At 64.8% G+C, this 14,863-nt stretch carries 14 protein-coding genes and 1 tRNA gene; 7 read left to right on the forward strand and 8 right to left on the reverse strand.

From position 1 onward, the window contains the following. Positions 1-92: 92 nt before the first annotated feature. The gene (locus H6935_06095) at positions 93-776 is read right to left on the reverse strand and encodes a DUF302 domain-containing protein (protein MCP5277922.1); all 684 of its coding nucleotides are present in this window, start codon (positions 774-776) and stop codon (positions 93-95) included. A 76-nt stretch (positions 777-852) separates the two neighbouring features. Between H6935_06095 and H6935_06100 the strand changes: the two genes are divergently transcribed. Further along, positions 853-1,989, forward strand: coding sequence for a hypothetical protein (locus H6935_06100; GenBank protein MCP5277923.1), 1,137 nt, complete (start codon positions 853-855; stop codon positions 1,987-1,989). Between the two features lie 66 nt (positions 1,990-2,055). On the opposite strand, the gene H6935_06105 is transcribed toward H6935_06100, so the two are convergent. Continuing rightward, complete coding sequence (locus H6935_06105) at positions 2,056-2,544, reverse strand: YajQ family cyclic di-GMP-binding protein (protein ID MCP5277924.1); 489 nt, start codon at positions 2,542-2,544, stop codon at positions 2,056-2,058. 143 nt (positions 2,545-2,687) lie between these two features. Here H6935_06105 and H6935_06110 point away from each other — a divergent pair, with 143 nt between their 5' ends. From H6935_06110 to H6935_06120, 3 genes are read left to right on the forward strand one after another with little or no spacing between them, the layout of a single operon-like run. Continuing rightward, positions 2,688-2,894: a DNA-directed RNA polymerase subunit omega gene (locus H6935_06110; protein MCP5277925.1), complete on the forward strand. Its 207-nt coding sequence runs from the start codon at positions 2,688-2,690 to the stop codon at positions 2,892-2,894. A gap of 25 nt (positions 2,895-2,919) precedes the next feature. Continuing rightward, entirely contained in the window at positions 2,920-5,058 is a 2,139-nt protein-coding gene (locus tag H6935_06115; protein ID MCP5277926.1) for a bifunctional (p)ppGpp synthetase/guanosine-3',5'-bis(diphosphate) 3'-pyrophosphohydrolase, read from the forward strand. A 43-nt stretch (positions 5,059-5,101) separates the two neighbouring features. Further along, a complete protein-coding gene (locus H6935_06120; GenBank protein MCP5277927.1) occupies positions 5,102-5,434 on the forward strand; it encodes a hypothetical protein in 333 nt (110 codons plus the stop codon). Positions 5,435-5,498: 64 nt separating this feature from the next. Here the strand turns inward: H6935_06120 and H6935_06125 are convergent, their stop codons facing one another. From H6935_06125 to H6935_06150, 6 genes are all read right to left on the reverse strand, one after another. After that, positions 5,499-7,193, reverse strand: coding sequence for a bifunctional sulfate adenylyltransferase/adenylylsulfate kinase (locus tag H6935_06125; protein MCP5277928.1), 1,695 nt, complete (start codon positions 7,191-7,193; stop codon positions 5,499-5,501). A gap of 6 nt (positions 7,194-7,199) precedes the next feature. Further along, a complete protein-coding gene (locus H6935_06130) occupies positions 7,200-8,165 on the reverse strand; it encodes an acetyltransferase (protein MCP5277929.1) in 966 nt (321 codons plus the stop codon). Positions 8,166-8,170: 5 nt separating this feature from the next. After that, on the reverse strand, positions 8,171-9,103 hold the full coding sequence (gene epsD, locus H6935_06135) for a peptidyl-prolyl cis-trans isomerase, EpsD family (protein ID MCP5277930.1): 933 nt from the start codon (positions 9,101-9,103) through the stop codon (positions 8,171-8,173). 36 nt (positions 9,104-9,139) lie between these two features. Beyond that, the gene (locus H6935_06140) at positions 9,140-10,549 is read right to left on the reverse strand and encodes a PhoH family protein (GenBank protein MCP5277931.1); all 1,410 of its coding nucleotides are present in this window, start codon (positions 10,547-10,549) and stop codon (positions 9,140-9,142) included. 21 nt (positions 10,550-10,570) lie between these two features. Continuing rightward, positions 10,571-11,038 carry a peroxiredoxin gene (locus H6935_06145; GenBank protein MCP5277932.1) on the reverse strand — a complete coding sequence of 156 codons (468 nt, stop codon included), beginning with the start codon at positions 11,036-11,038 and terminating at the stop codon, positions 10,571-10,573. A gap of 552 nt (positions 11,039-11,590) precedes the next feature. After that, a tRNA-Ser gene (locus H6935_06150) sits at positions 11,591-11,681 on the reverse strand. A gap of 100 nt (positions 11,682-11,781) precedes the next feature. Between H6935_06150 and H6935_06155 the strand changes: the two genes are divergently transcribed. The 3 genes from H6935_06155 to H6935_06165 are packed head-to-tail and all read left to right on the forward strand — an operon-like array spanning position 11,782 to position 14,854. Then, positions 11,782-12,525 carry a glycosyltransferase family 2 protein gene (locus tag H6935_06155; GenBank protein ID MCP5277933.1) on the forward strand — a complete coding sequence of 248 codons (744 nt, stop codon included), beginning with the start codon at positions 11,782-11,784 and terminating at the stop codon, positions 12,523-12,525. 18 nt (positions 12,526-12,543) lie between these two features. Further along, positions 12,544-13,263, forward strand: a complete 720-nt coding sequence (locus H6935_06160; GenBank protein ID MCP5277934.1) for a VTT domain-containing protein — start codon at positions 12,544-12,546, stop codon at positions 13,261-13,263. Continuing rightward, positions 13,247-14,854 carry a glycosyltransferase family 39 protein gene (locus H6935_06165; protein ID MCP5277935.1) on the forward strand — a complete coding sequence of 536 codons (1,608 nt, stop codon included), beginning with the start codon at positions 13,247-13,249 and terminating at the stop codon, positions 14,852-14,854. The genes H6935_06160 and H6935_06165 overlap by 17 nt, the downstream gene beginning before the upstream one ends. The last annotated feature ends 9 nt before the right edge of the window (positions 14,855-14,863 follow it).

A 14,863-nucleotide genomic window follows, 5' to 3' on the forward strand; every position in this document is an offset into this window, starting at 1 on the left:
CGTGACTGGACAGGTGGGATTCCCGGACCGGCGAAAAATTCACTTTGTACAAAATATTTGTTATGGAATGCAAATCGACTCTGGCCAGCGTGTCAGGGCTCGCCGTTGGCCCCGGCCCGCATGATGTCCTCCAGCATGTCCCGCCGTTCCAGGCCCTGGGCACGCAGCTTGGGGTCGAAGGCCGGAGGGCCGGCGGTATCCAGCCAGCGCATGTCCCAGTCCAGCATGATGAGCCAGATGGTGCCTTCCCGGTCCTCCACCAGGGCGATGCGGGGCGGCACGAACAGGGCCATCTCCGGCGCATAGTCCAGCCAGTCCCGGCTCACCGTGGGGTCGCAGATGCTGATCACCTCCACCTTGGGGGTGCCGGTCTGGCCGGTGCGGGCCTCCAGGGCCCGCCACATCTGGTAGCGGTCCACCAGCATGAAGCCGCGCTTCTCGGCGCGGGTGATGAGGGCCGCCGCCACCTGGTCCACACTCAGGCCGGGCCGGGCGGGGATCTTGTGGGCCATGAAGTTCATCACTTCGCGCATGCTCAGGGGGCTGAACAACATGAACAGCTGGGCCCACTGGCGCTTGACCTCCCGCGACTGGGGGGCCAGCATGGTGTTGGGAAGCAAGTCCGGTTGCACGCGGGCCTGGCCGGGGAGGAAGGGCAGTTGCAGGGACACCAGGGGGGCAGGGTCCTGGGCCCGGGTCGGGCTGGAAAAAGCCACAGCCGCCAGAACCGCCAGGACAACCCCCGGGGCCTTGGCCATGTTGCGCAAGCGCTTCATCGTTGTCCTCCATCGTTGAATGGAAAACAGGGTAACAAGTTAAACGACATTTTCTTTCGGCAACTTGATGGTCATCATGAACGCTGCCGCTTCCCAGTATTCCCTCCGTCACGCCTTGGCCGCCGGCCTCGCCTGTCTGTCCTTCTGGGCGGGCGTCACCCTGGCGGCCTGCCCCGCGGTACCCGAGGGCTTCACCCCGCCACCCGCCCGGCGGGTTCAGGTGGAACTGGAAATGGAACTGGACCAGCCCTGGCAGGCGGGGGGTGCGATCGTCCTGGTGTGCGGGCCGGACGGGAGCCCCCGTGCCGGCCGCCTGCCCCGTCCGCCACGGGACCAGCAGGCTGAACGGGCGCGCCGGGCCGAACATTTTGCCCTGGCCCGGCGCATCAACCTGGCACGCAAGGGTGAGGTCAACGCCCGCACCCTGCCCCTGGCCCAGCCCCAGCTTGAATTTCTGGAGCGTTTCGCCATGAGCGACGCGGGCGCCGTGTGGTTCCGGGAGGTGGCCGACGATACCCTGCGGATGTTCAACCAGGGCTATCTGGACTATGACCGGGCCCTGTGGAACCGGGCCGTGAAGAACGGGCCCATGCCCAGGCTGTCGCGCTTGCTGACCGGCCGCCTCAGCGAGGAGGGCCAGTTCGCCTCGGAACTGGAGGTATTCAAGTTTGGCGCCTACCACGGACCCGGGGCCATGGCCCAGCCAGCAGGCATCGGCCTGGGTAACAAAGGGATGCAGTGCCAGTTCCCCACCAGCGAGGAACTGGTGGACCCCCAGGCCATCCTCTCCCACGAGTTCGGCCATACCCGCTACGGCGACCCGGACAGCGCCGGCACCCTGCTGGGGGAGGCCCGTACCGTCGAGTTGTATGAAAACCCCGTGCGCGTGCGTAACGGCTACGAGCCGCGCACGGTGTACTTCCAGCGCACCAATCAGGGGGGCCTGGAGGCGCGCAAGGACAGCCTGCTGGACCGCCTGAAGATACTGGAAAAGGATAAGGGCATCTCGGTCCGGGACCTGCGCGCGGTGGAGCGATACCATTGCGACTGCCCCGGCCCCTTGCCCGTGATCCTGGACTGCGAGGTGCGGGAACTCCCGCCGGGCCAGGACCTTTCCCAGCCCACCACGAAGCACGACTGCAAACTGCATTGGAAAGGCGATCAGGCGTTGGTGCCCGCGCCGTTATCGACCGGCAGGCCCGCCAAGGAATAACGCTTCAAGCGCCCGGGGCGCAAACGAGAAAGGGCCCCGCCAGGCGAATGTTGCCGTGGAGGGTCTTCAGTCGCGGAAATTCTGGAACTGTAGGGGCACTTCGGTAATGGCCTTGCGCAACAGGGCGATGCACTCCTGCAGCACGTCCCGCTTGGCGCCGGATACCCGGACGCTCTCCCCCTGGATGCTGGCGGTGACCTTGAGCTTGGAATCCTTGATCTGCTTGACGATTTTCTTGGCCACTTCGGTCTCGAGGCCGTTCTTCACGGTGACCTGGCGTTTCACCTTGTTGCCTGACACCTTCTCCACCTTGTCGGCGATGTCCAGGGACCGCACGTCCACACCCCGCTTGGCCAGCTTGCCATTGAGCACTTCCTGGACCTGGTCCAGTTGGAAGTCCGTGTCGGCGAACACGGTGAGCGCGAAGTCCGCCTGTTCGATGCGGGCGTCCGAGCCCTTGAAGTCGAAGCGGTTGCCGATCTCCTTGTTGGTCTGGTCCACCGCGTTGCGCAGTTCGGTCTTGTCCACTTCGGACATGATGTCGAATGAGGGCATGGTCTTCTCCTAACACAGCCTATTTCAGCAGGGCGCGAAGTATGGGCCCTATTGAACGCCCTGTTGAAATAGGCTTTCAAGGCGTGGTTTGTAGCACAGTCCCGGGTAAAATGACGCCTTGTTGAAACGATTCGAGGACCGACATGGCTCGCGTAACCATTGATGATTGCATCCGCAACATTCCCAACCGCTTCGAGATGACCCTGGCCGCCGCCTACCGCGCCCGCCAGATCTCCACCGGCTCCAGTCCCAAGGTGGAACCCAACAAGGACAAGCCCGCCGTCATCGCCCTGCGGGAGGTCGCCGAGGGCCTGGTGGGCGTGGACATCCTCAAGAAAGCCCAGTACTGAGCTGAAGGCGCAGGCAGGCGGGATCATGACGGCACCCAGCGACGTCATCCTCGCCTCGCTGCCACCGCTCCCGGAGGCGGTGTCCTACCTGGAACCGACGGACCTGGAGTCCTTCCGCCGGGCCTACTTCTTTTCCGCCCTGGCCCACACGGGCCAGTACCGCAAGGGCGGCGCCCCCTATGTGACCCACCCCCTGGCCGTGGCCGAGATCCTGGCCGGCTGGCGCCTGGACGTGCAGACCCTCATTGCCGCCCTGCTCCACGACGTGGTGGAAGACACGGGTGTCAGCTCCGAGGAGATCGCCCAGGAGTTCGGCAAGCCCGTGGCCAACCTGGTGGACGGGGTCACCAAGCTGGACAAGATCAAGTTCGAGACTAAGGCCCAGGCCCAGGCCGAGAACTTCCGCAAGATGCTTTTGGCCATGGCCCGGGACGTGCGGGTCATCCTCATCAAGCTGGCTGACCGGTTGCACAACATGCGCACCCTGGATGCCATGGCGCCGGAAAAGATCCACCGCATCTCCCAGGAGACCCTGGAGATCTACGCCCCCATCGCCAACCGCCTGGGCCTCAACCAGCTTTATCAGGAACTGGAGGACATCTCCTTCCAGCACCTGCACCCCAACCGCTACAAGGTCATCGAGAAGGCGGTGAAGGCTGCCCGGGGCAACCGGGTGGAGGTGGTGCACAAGATGAAGGCATCAATCAAGGAAAAGCTGCGGGATGGCCAGGTGCATGCCTATGTGTATGGGCGGGAAAAGCACCTGTACAGCATCTACCGCAAGATGCACGAAAAGCACCTGGCCTTCTCCGAGGTGTTCGACATCTACGGCTTCCGGGTCATCGTCGAGGACGTGCCCCAGTGTTACCTGGCCCTGGGCGCCCTGCACGCCCTGTTCAAGCCCATCCCGGGCAAGTTCAAGGATTACATCGCCATCCCCAAGCCCAACGGCTATCAGTCCCTGCATACCACCCTGTTCGGGCCCTTCGGCGCGCCCCTGGAGGTGCAGATCCGTACCCAGGAGATGCACCACATCGCCGAGACCGGCGTGGCTTCCCACTGGATCTACAAGACCGGCGACGCCTCCCTCTCCGAGGTGCAGCGCCGCACCCACCAGTGGCTCCAGGGCCTGCTGGACCTCCAGGCCGACAGCAGGGATTCCGTGGAATTCCTGGAGCACATCAAGGTGGACCTGTTCCCGGACGAGGTCTACGTGTTCACACCCAAGGGAGCCATCATCTCCCTGCCCCGGGGCGCTACCGCCGTGGACTTCGCCTACTCGGTGCACACGGACGTGGGCAACCATTGCGTGGGGGTGAAGATCAACGGCGAATTCATGCCCCTCTCCACGCCCCTGCGCAATGGCGACCGGGTGGAGATCCTCACTTCCGAATCCGCCCGCCCCAACCCCGCGTGGGCCCATTTCGCCCTCACGGGGAAGGCCCGGGCCAACATCCGCAACGCCCTCAAGCACGTGCATCAGAGCGAGTCGATCGCCCTGGGCCAGCGACTGCTGGAGCAGGCCTTGAAGGCCCTGGGCAGCGATTGCAAGAGCCTGGCCGAAGGCACCTGGGATCGCTACCAGAAGGTGACCGGCCGGGGCCGGGAAGAGACCCTGGAGGAGATCGGCCTGGGCAAGAAACTGGCCTTCGTGGTGGCGCGCCAGTTGCTGGCCCGGGACAACGATCCCACCACGCCGTCCAAGTCCGCCGGGCCCATGCTGGTCCACGGTGCCGAGGGCGTGGCGGTGAAGCTGGGCAAGTGCTGTCGCCCCATCCCCGGCGACCCCATCATCGGCCAGATCAAGAAGGAAAAGGGCCTCATCATCCACACCCACGACTGCGCCCAGGTGCGCCGCTACCGGGAGGATCCGGACAAGTGGGTGGACGTGGCCTGGGCCGCGGAACTGGACAAGCTGTTCGACGTGGGCATCAAGGTGGTGGTGGCCAACCAGCGAGGCGTGCTGGCCAAGGTGGCGGCGGCCATTTCCAACGAGGGCTCGGACATCGACAACGTGCACATGGAAGAAGAGGCTGGCTCATATACAAACCTATTCTTCACCGTGAGCGTGCAAAACCGCCTACACTTGGCACGGCTCATGCGGGCCCTGCGGGGCCTCCACGAGGTGGTACGCATCCAGCGCCTGAAGGCGCCCGGCGGATAGATATTCCACGCCTCCTCATGAATCCGTTACCCTATAGCCCTACATGAACGAGCAACAGACCGCACCTCTCCAACCCAGTTCGCCCCAGCAACGCCTGAGGGAACTGCAGTCCATCCCAGACAACCAGAAGACCGAGGCCCAGTGGGACGAGATCATTGAGCTGGAGATCGCCCTGGCCCAGGGCGGCCGCCCCATCAATGTCGGCCCCAGGCCCCAGGGACACGCCAATCAGATGAAGAAGCACAACGGCAAGCCACAGGGTAGCGGTGGTAGCGGTGGTGCTGGTGGCACGGGCGGCGGCGGTGGAGGCGGACAAGCCAAGAAACCCCAGCGCAAGTTTCACAAGCGGCCCGCCAAGCCGGCGACTCCCCAGTAAGCCGTTCCCCCTGGCAACCTCGGCCCGCCCTCAGGGCAGGCCGGACCTCCAGCAGGCCACTACCTCAGCGCAAGTAACCCTCGTGCTCCAGTTTGAGCACGATGCGGGCCACGGCCTCTTCAGCGCTGTACTGGGCCGTATCGATGACCAGTTCCGCGTTCTCCGGCGCCTCGTAGGGATCCGACACCCCCGTGAATTCGGGGATCAGCCCCGCCCGGGCCTTGGCGTACAGTCCCTTGCGGTCCCGGCTCTCGCAGACGGAGATGGAGGTGGACACATGCACTTCGATGAAACCGCCCCAGGGCTCGATTCCATCCCTCACGGCCCGCCGGGTGGTGCGGTAGGGGGCGATGGGTGCGCAGATGGCGATGCCGCCATGCTTGGTGATCTCGCTGGCCACGTAGCCGATGCGGCGGATATTGATGTCCCGATGCTCCTTGGAGAAACCCAGTTCGCTGGACAGGTTGCGGCGCACCACGTCGCCGTCCAGCAGGGTGACGCGCCGGCTGCCCATCTCCATGAGCTTCACGGTGAGGGCCCGGGCGATGGTGGACTTGCCAGCTCCTGAGAGGCCGGTGAAAAACACGGTGAACCCCTGCCGGCTGCGGGGTGGATAGGCTTTGGCCAACTCCTCCAGGACCTCGGGGTAGGAATACCATTCCGGCACCTTGGTGCCCTGCATCATGCGACGCTGCAGTTCCGCCCCGTTCATGCGCTGGGCCCGGCTGTCTTCCGGCACCTCGTCCTCGGCGACGAATTCGTCCCGGTCCTCCACATAGACCAGGCGCGGGAAGGGCACCAGTTCCACACCGAGTTGTTCCCGGGCATTGGCCACCACCGCGGTACCCGGCCCGGCCACGTCGCGGCCCCGCCGCTGGTCGCCCGCGCCCACCCACTCGCCGCCCACCACCAGGTGGGTGCACCCATGGTTGCGGGCGATCAGGGCCTTGTACAGCACTTCCCTGTCTCCTTCCGGCAGGTCCATGAGGGGACTGACGGTCAGCATGGTGGTGGGTACGGGAAACTTGGGCTGCAGGGCCAGGCAGGCACGTATGCGACTGAAGTGGGCGGCATCCTGAACCGGGTCCGTGCCCCCCGCCACCTGGATGAGCAGGTTGGCTTCCCGCTGCACGGCGGCACGCAGGAAGAACTCGTAGTGCATGCGGTGCATGGGCTGGTTGGGCATCACCCCCAGCACCCGGCGCCAGCCCCGCTTGGCGAACTGGGCCCGGGTTTCCGCCGGGGTCAGGCGCAGAGGCAGGAAATCGTGGCGGGGCGGCAAGGCCGCGCCTTCCACCTGACCTGCCACATAGAACTGGCCGGCCCTGGCACTGGGCTCCGCCAGGGAATGACCGGCAGCGCGGGCCCGTTCCGCCTCCAGTTCGGGTTCCGCCGCCCAGACCTCGCTCACATGCAGCACGGCAGGCATGAAGCCCTCGGCATCCCGCAGGGCCACCTTGCTGCCCGGTTGCAGGGCCTTGGCCGCCTTCTCCCCCACCGCCAGCATCACCGGCCTGGGCCAGAAACGTCCGTCCGCCAGCCGCATCCGGTCCAGCACGTTCTCGAGGTCCGCCTTGCCCATGAAACCGGTGAGGGGTGCCAGGGCGCCGGTGAGGATCAGTTCCAGTTCGCACAGCTGGCGCCAATCCAGGTCCAGGGACGGGAAATCCAGGGCTTCCCGCTTCAGGGTCTCGGCCCTGTAGGCGTCGCAGAGCAGCATCGGCAAGTCACCGCCGTAGGGGGTAATCAGGGTTTCCATGAGGGTTCAGACAGGTTCCGGATAGGTTTCGAAGAAGGCGGCGATGAAGTCGGGGATGCGCGTCTCCGGCAGCACGTTGATGCCCGCGGCCGCCTTGCGACCGCCGCCGGTATCGAAGCGGCTGCATAGCACGTCGGCACCGACGCGGTTGCGCAGCGGCGCCCGCACGCTCACCACGTAGTGGCCCTTGGGAGAACGGGACAGCAGGGCATGGGCCCGGCCTGGATGAGTCGTGGCCAGTTCGTTGGCATACACGCCGCTGGCCCGCCGCGCCCAGGGGGCATCGGGCAGGACCACCACGGCGCCGGAAGGCCGCACCTCGGCAGGGGTCACCGCCCTGGCCTGGGCCATGTCGGCGGCATAACCTTCGCGCAAGGTCTGGAACTGGGCGGCTTCGGCCATGAAGGCGAAAGGATCCGAGTAGGCGTGCAGGGCGCGATACAGGTCCGCAGGGTGGAAGTGGAGATCTTCCAGGCTGTCGCCGTAGCCGTTGTAGTTGAGGCATTCCCCCAGTTCCCGCAGGGCGTCCAGATGGCCTGCATCCAGGCCCAGGGGCTCCGCCGCCTTGCGGGCGGCCTCGTGCAGGTTGTCGCCGAAGGCCGCGGCCACGGCCCAGGGGCGGTAGCGCCCCCCCAGTTCCCGATCCACCAATAGACTGGTGCACACCTCTGCCGCCGTGTCTATGGTGGGATGGAAATGGGGATGCACGGGCATTTCACCCGGGTCGTGGTGGTCGAACCAGCGCACCTTGACGCCCCGGGCCAACAATTCGGCCAGGGGGCCCGCGTTCTTTTCCACGGCGATGTCCAGGGCGGTGACGCTGTCCCCCGCCTGGGCATCGATGCGCTTCAGCAGGGCAATGTCCCGTTTGACCCCTGTGACCAGCACGGCGGCCAGAGGCTGGGCCAGGCGCAGTTGGTGCAGGGCGCAGAGGCCGTCGGCATCACCGTTGAAGGCATCGTAGTGGGTCACGGACGTCACTTTGCGGCGGGTTCGCTTGCCGGAGCTGCATCAGGTTTTGCCTCGGTGGCCTGAGCTTCGACCGCCGGCTCGGGCGTGGGCGCCTCCTTGCCCAGGTCGGCATAGGCCCCCAGGTATTCGACCTTCGCCTGGGCGCGCATATCCTTCAGGGCGGTGGCGGCGGTCTCCCGCTTCTTGCTGTTGGTGACGAAGCGCTCGATGCTGGCCTTGGCCTGCTCCAGGGTCACGGGCTGGCTCTGGGAGCCGGCCACCACCAGGATGTTGAGGGCGTTGGGGGCCTTCACGGTCATGGCCTGGCCGTCGCGCATCTGGGCCAGGCGGGGCAGCAGTTCAGTGGGCAACTGCTCCGCGGCCTTGGTGGTCTGGGAGATGCGGACGGGGATCTTCTGGTCCCGCAACCATTGGATGAAATCATCCAGGCTGCGGGTGCCCGACAGCTGTGACTTGACGGCTTCTTCATTGTCCGGCGTGACGGAAATGTTGATTTCCTGCAGGCGATAGATGCGGCGGTCGCTGAACAGCTCGGGGTGTTTGTTGAAATAGTCGCTCACCTCCTGCTCCGTGGGCTGGGCCACGCTGGCGGTGAGCTTTTCCACATAGGCCTGGGACAGGATCTGGCGCCGCGAGGCTTCCAGGGCCAGTTTCACGCCCGCCTCCTGGTCCAGCTTCTCGGATACGGCCTTTTGCATCAGCAGGTCCTGGTCCACCAGGTTCTTGAGCACCTGGTTGGCGGCCTTCTGGTGCTGCTCCGGGGTCAAGTCACCCAGTTTCTTCACCTCGTGGTCCAGCAGGGCCACGCTGATGGCCACGCCATTGACCTTGGCGGCTGCCTCGGCGCCCGCCTCGTCCGCCTTCTTCTCGCAACCCTGGAAGGAAACAGCCATGGCCACGGCCAGGGCACTCATGCCGATGCGGTATTGGGTGTTCATTGACTACCTCGCTGGTTAATGAATGGGATATGGGAATCAAAGCACGCCGGCGGCGTAATCCGCCAGGCGCGAACGTTCGCCCCGGGCCAGGGTGATGTGGCCATTGTGGGGCCAGCCCTTGAAGCGGTCCACCACGTAGGTCAGGCCGGAGGAGCCTTCCGTCAGGTAAGGCGTGTCGATCTGGGCGATGTTGCCCAGGCACACCACCTTGGTGCCGGGGCCGGCCCGGGTGATCAGGGTCTTCATCTGCTTGGAGGTAAGGTTCTGGGCCTCGTCGATGATGAGGAACTTGTTGATGAAGGTGCGCCCGCGCATGAAGTTGAGGGACTTCACCTTGATACGGCTGCGGATCAGGTCCTGGGTGGCGGCCCGGCCCCACTCGCCCGCTTCCTCGTCGGTGCTGTTGAGCACGTCCAGGTTGTCCTCCAGGGCGCCCATCCAGGGGGTCATCTTCTCCTCCTCGGTTCCGGGCAGGAAGCCGATGTCCTCCCCCACCGGCACCGTCACCCGGGTCATGATGATCTCGCTGTAGACCTTGTGCTCCAGGATCTGGGTCAGGCCCGCGGCCAGGGTCAGCAGGGTCTTGCCCGTGCCCGCCTGGCCCAGCAGGGTGACGAAGTCTATCTGGGGATCCATGAGCACGTTGAGGGCGAAGTTCTGCTCCCGGTTGCGGGCAGTGATGCCCCACACCGCGTTCTTCTGGTGGGAGTAGTCCCTGGTGGTCACCAGGGTGGCGGTCTTGCCCTCCACGGCGGTGACGATGGCCTGGAACGGGTTGGTGCCCTCCTGCCACAGGAACTGGTTCACCAGCATGGACGGGCACAGGGGGCCGGTGAGCCGGTAATGGGAACGGCCGTCCTGCTGCCAGGACTCCATGCCCTTGCCGTGCTTGTCCCAGAAGTCCGCCGGCAGTTCCATGACGCCGGTGTAGAGCAGGTCCGTGTCCTCCAGGACCTTGTCGTTGAAGTAGTCCTCCGCGGCGAAGCCCAGGGCCCGGGCCTTGATGCGCATGTTGATGTCCTTGGACACCAGCACCACTTCACGGCCTGGATGCTGCTGCCGCAGGTGGGCCACCACCCCCAGGATCTGGTTGTCTCCAGAGCTGTAGGGCAGGGCCGCCAGGATGTCCCTGGCCACATGGTCCGTCTGCAGGAACAGCCGCCCCGTGGCCGCCTTGTGGCTATGGGCGGCCAGGTCCGCGCCGGACTGGATGTCGTGCTCGCTGGGGCTGACGATATCGTCCAGGAAGCGACTTACCTGTCGGGCGTTGCGGGCCACCTCCGACATGCCCTTCTTGTTATGGTCCAACTCCTCCAGGGTGACCATGGGCAGGTAGATGTCATGTTCCTGGAAACGGTACAGCGATGTGGGGTCGTGCAACAGCACGTTGGTATCGAGGACGAACAGCTTGGTCTGGCTGGCAGTAGGCTTGGCCTTGCGCGGCATCGAGATCACCGAAATGGTTGGTTAGCGGGTTGTGGAAAGGGTGCGCACGAACTCCAGGACCTGCTGGGCATGTTCCGGTACCTTGACGCCCCGCCATGCGCGGGCGATGCGTCCGCGAGGGTCGATGATGAAGGTACTTCGCTCCACGCCCCGCACCTGTTTGCCATACATGTTCTTCATCTTCATGACACCGAACAACTCGCACACCTGCTCGTCCGGGTCCGAGATCAGTTCGAAGGGCAGGCCCAGCTTGGCCTTGAAGTTCTCGTGGGAGTTCAGGCTGTCCCGGGAGACGCCGAACACTTCGCAGTCCAGGGCCTGGAACAAGGGGTGCAAGTCGCGGAAATCCTGGCCCTCGGTGGTACAGCCTGGCGTGTTGTCCTTGGGATAGAAATAGAGGACGAGGGTACGCCCTGCGTAAAGACTCGGCCTGAACGTCTTGCCTCCGGTGGCCGTCGCCTCGAAGTCCGGCACTTCGGGATGTTCCATGGATAGTGTTGGGAGTAAGGATGTCTCTGACCGGACCCATTATGTGCGAGGCCCAATGACAGCGGCAACCGTTGCCCATGATGAATTGATGTACCGACATCCCCACCAGGCGGTGACCACCCGCTCAAGTCCAGTTCAAGGTCGTCGCCCCCCCTCGTCGCATTGCAACAAATACCCATGAATATCGTTGCCCTGCTCAAGGGCTTGCGCCATGGGCCACACCACCACTTATGGACGGGACTCAACCCTGGCGAACGATCCATCTACTCTTGCGCCTGCCCTGGTACCCTGGCTCGCACCCATGCACTCCCCGTGCATGGCGGCGCAGGTGAGCCCATCTCCCGGGATGCCTCCGTTGACAAGGCTCCTCTCGTCCAGCGCCACTTTGGATTCTGGCCTGGACACCAATGCGCTTGGGCGGCGCTGGGCTTCTTTCTCGTGCATGGGAAACTGGCCAGGGTGTTGCGATGAACCCGATTAGCAATCTCGGGCCACGCTTTCCGCCCATGTCCAGAAACACGAACGCCCCGACAGGCGGGGCGCTTTCATTTCTGGCGGAGAGGGCGGGATTCGAACCCGCGGTAGGCTATTAACCTACACACGCTTTCCAGGCGTGCGACTTAAACCGCTCATCCACCTCTCCGTGAGGGGCGGGAGAATACACGCCTGCCCCCCCGGAGGCAAGGCTGGCCGCCCACTGCTAGAATCCGGCCGCGCGAACTCTACAAATGATCCCATTCCCCATGCCTCTTCCGTCCTTCGATGAACGCCTCTCCGTGGTGGTCCCCGTAAAGAACGAGGCCGCCAATATCGAGCCCCTGATCCGGGAAATCCTGGAAGCCACGGGCACGTTGGCAGCCTGCGAAATCATCTACGTGGATGACGGCAGCACGGATGCGACCCTGGTGGAACTCAAGCGCATGGCGGAGGCCGTGCCTCAGCTGCGCATCCTCCGGCACCAGGAAAGCTGTGGGCAAAGCACCGCCATCACCACGGGGGTGATGGCCGCCTCCCACCCCTGGATCGCCACCCTGGACGGTGACGGCCAGAACGACCCGGGCGACATTCCCAAATTGCTGCACAGGCTGCGCCACGCATCACCGGCGGAGAACCTGCAAATGCTGGCGGGCTGGCGGGCCAGCCGGCGGGATACCTGGTTCCGCCGGTTTTCATCCAAAGTGGCCAATGGCGTGCGCTCAAGCCTGCTGCGGGACGCCACCCCCGACACTGGCTGCGGCCTGAAGGTGTTCAGCCGGGAAACCTTCCTGCGCCTGCCCTATTTCGACCACATGCACCGATTCCTTCCCGCCCTGGTGCAACGCCATGGTGGCCGGGTGGAATCGGTGGTAGTGAACCACCGTCCCAGGGAGCGGGGCACGTCGAAGTACGGTCTGCACAACCGCCTGTGGGTAGGTATCGTGGACCTGTTCGGGGTGAGTTGGCTCATGCGGCGCGCCAAGCGGCCGGATGTGCACGCCGTGCGCTGATCCGCATCCCAGGCGCCCGTGAATTTCCGCATCCTCTTCAAAGGCCTGCTGCTGATCGCCAGCCTGGCCCTGCTGGGCTTCCTGGTGAACGCCCTGCACCTGGGGGATGCCCTAAGCGAAAACTGGATCGACACCCAGGTGCGTGGCCAGGGCTTCCGCGGCGAACTGATTTTCCTGGGCATGGCGGCCCTGACTACGGCGGTGGGCTTTCCCCGCCAGGTGGTGGCCTTCCTGGGGGGATATGCCTTCGGCTTCCTTCCGGGTAGCGCGTTGGCGGTCGTGGGCACCCTCCTGGGCAGCCTAATGTCCTTCTCCTACGCCCGCTGGTTCGGTCGTTCCCTGGTGCAGCATCGCTTTCCTGGACGCATCCGCAAGCTGGACGACTTCCTTTCCGGCCATCCCTTCACCATGGCCGTGATCATCCGCCTGCTGCCTGTGGGCAGCAACGTAGGCACCAACCTGGTGGCCGGTGTATGCAGCGTGCCCGCCCTGCCCTTCCTGGCGGGCAGCGGCGTGGGCTATCTGCCCCAGACCCTGGTGTTCGCCCTGGCGGGCAGCGGCGTCCACTTCAATCCCAGCTTGCGCTTATCCCTGGCAGGCGTGCTGTTCGTGGTTTCCAGCCTGCTGGGCGTGTGGTTGTACCGCAGCCATCGCCACGGTAAGGCCCTGGAGGAAGAACTGGACCAGGAACTGGGTCACGGGGGCACCACGAAGGAGACCCATGCGCGCGAACCGTGACCCCTACCTTTGGGCTGGCTGGTTGGCATTTCTCACCGCCGTGGCCCTGTTCAGCCGCAGCTACTTTGCCATCGACGAGACCCGCTACCTGTCCGTGGCCTGGGAAATGTGGCAGCGGGGTGACTTCCTGGTGCCCTTCAAAAATGGCGAGCCTTACAGTCACAAACCGCCCCTGCTGTTCTGGCTGATCCACGCCGGTTGGGCCGTCACCGGCATCAATGACTGGTGGCCCCGGCTCATCTCGCCCCTGCTGGCCATCGCCTCCCTGTTTCTGGTGCGCCGCCTGGCCATCGAACTCTGGCCCGACCGCCCCGAGCCCGCCCGCCTGGCCCCCTGGATATTGATGGGCAGTCTGATGTGGAGCCTCTATAGCCAGGCGCTCATGTTCGACCTGCTCATGGCGTTCTGCACCCTCCCTGGCATCCTGGGCCTGGTGTGGGCATCCAGGGGCAAGGCCCATGGCTGGAAGCTGTTCGCCCTCTCCGTCGGCCTGGGCGTGCTGGCCAAAGGGCCCGCCATTCTGTTGCACCTGCTGCCCGCGGCCCTGCTGGCACCCTGGTGGGCATCGAGCAACGCCTTGGCTTGGCGCCAGTGGTACACCCGCCTTGTCCTTGGCACCCTCGGCGGTGCTGCCCTGGCCCTGCTGTGGGCCATTCCCGCTGGCTTCATGGGGGGTGAAGCCTATCGCGACGCCATTTTCTGGGGCCAGACCGCCAACCGCATGGTGCAGTCCTTCGCTCACCAGCGTCCCCTATGGTGGTATCTACCGCTGCTGCCCCTGCTGCTTTTCCCCTGGTTCCTATGGCCCGCCTTCTGGCGCGGCATGAAGGGAGCGGCAAAGAAGCAGGACAAGGGGCTGCGGCTGGCATTGGCCTGGATGCTGCCAGCCTTGCTGGCCTTTTCCCTCATCAGCGGCAAACAACCTCATTACCTGTTGCCGGAGTTCCCGGCCTTTGCACTGCTGGCTGGACGAGTACTGGTCGAGCAAGAGCGCATCTCACGCCCTTGGCCGGCTGCGCTGATGCTGGTGGCCCTGGGGGTGTTGATGCTGTCGCTCCCACACTTCTATCCACCTGAGTCCGGCAGCGCCTTGAGCCAATTGCCGGCCTGGGGGGGCTGGGCCTTCCTGATGCTGGCCATCTGGACATGGCTGATGAAGGGATCCGCGGTCTCTCAGGTGCCCTGGCTATCGGGCGTGGCCATACTGGCCATGGCGGCTATCCACCTGCTGCTGATACGCCCCATCTCCCCTGCCTATGACGTGCGCCCCATAGGGGCCGCCATCGCCAAGGCTCACTACGAATCCCGGGAAGTGGGCAACCTGGGCAAGTACCATGCCCAATATCAATTCGCCGGCCGACTAAGCAGGCCCTTGATCCAACTTGACAACGACTCTGTCCGGGCCTGGCTGAGCACCCACCCCAATGGCGCCGTGGTCATGTATTTCCCCAAGGAAGCGGACTTGAAGCCCCTCCATCCCCGTTTTTCCCAGGCTTATCGAGGCAAACAAGTGGCCCTCATGGATGCCGCCGATGCCGTGCTGGCCCTGGGGCTTTCTGAGACAGGCAAAGAGCCGGCCTCCGAGCAATAAAAAAGGCGC

Source organism: Thiobacillus sp. (genome assembly GCA_024235835.1).
Lineage (GTDB): Bacteria > Pseudomonadota > Gammaproteobacteria > Burkholderiales > Thiobacillaceae > PFJX01.

Excerpts from the sequence above, each read along its gene's own strand:
- H6935_06095 (MCP5277922.1), bottom strand. The coding sequence starts at position 776 with ATGAAGCGCTTGCGCAACATGGCCAAGGCCCCGGGGGTTGTCCTGGCG.
- H6935_06100 (MCP5277923.1), top strand. The coding sequence starts at position 853 with ATGAACGCTGCCGCTTCCCAGTATTCCCTCCGTCACGCCTTGGCCGCC.
- H6935_06105 (MCP5277924.1), bottom strand. The coding sequence starts at position 2,544 with ATGCCCTCATTCGACATCATGTCCGAAGTGGACAAGACCGAACTGCGC.
- H6935_06110 (MCP5277925.1), top strand. The coding sequence starts at position 2,688 with ATGGCTCGCGTAACCATTGATGATTGCATCCGCAACATTCCCAACCGC.
- H6935_06115 (MCP5277926.1), top strand. The coding sequence starts at position 2,920 with ATGACGGCACCCAGCGACGTCATCCTCGCCTCGCTGCCACCGCTCCCG.
- H6935_06120 (MCP5277927.1), top strand. The coding sequence starts at position 5,102 with ATGAACGAGCAACAGACCGCACCTCTCCAACCCAGTTCGCCCCAGCAA.
- H6935_06125 (MCP5277928.1), bottom strand. The coding sequence starts at position 7,193 with ATGGAAACCCTGATTACCCCCTACGGCGGTGACTTGCCGATGCTGCTC.
- epsD (MCP5277930.1), bottom strand. The coding sequence starts at position 9,103 with ATGAACACCCAATACCGCATCGGCATGAGTGCCCTGGCCGTGGCCATG.
- H6935_06140 (MCP5277931.1), bottom strand. The coding sequence starts at position 10,549 with ATGCCGCGCAAGGCCAAGCCTACTGCCAGCCAGACCAAGCTGTTCGTC.
- H6935_06145 (MCP5277932.1), bottom strand. The coding sequence starts at position 11,038 with ATGGAACATCCCGAAGTGCCGGACTTCGAGGCGACGGCCACCGGAGGC.
- H6935_06155 (MCP5277933.1), top strand. The coding sequence starts at position 11,782 with ATGCCTCTTCCGTCCTTCGATGAACGCCTCTCCGTGGTGGTCCCCGTA.
- H6935_06165 (MCP5277935.1), top strand. The coding sequence starts at position 13,247 with ATGCGCGCGAACCGTGACCCCTACCTTTGGGCTGGCTGGTTGGCATTT.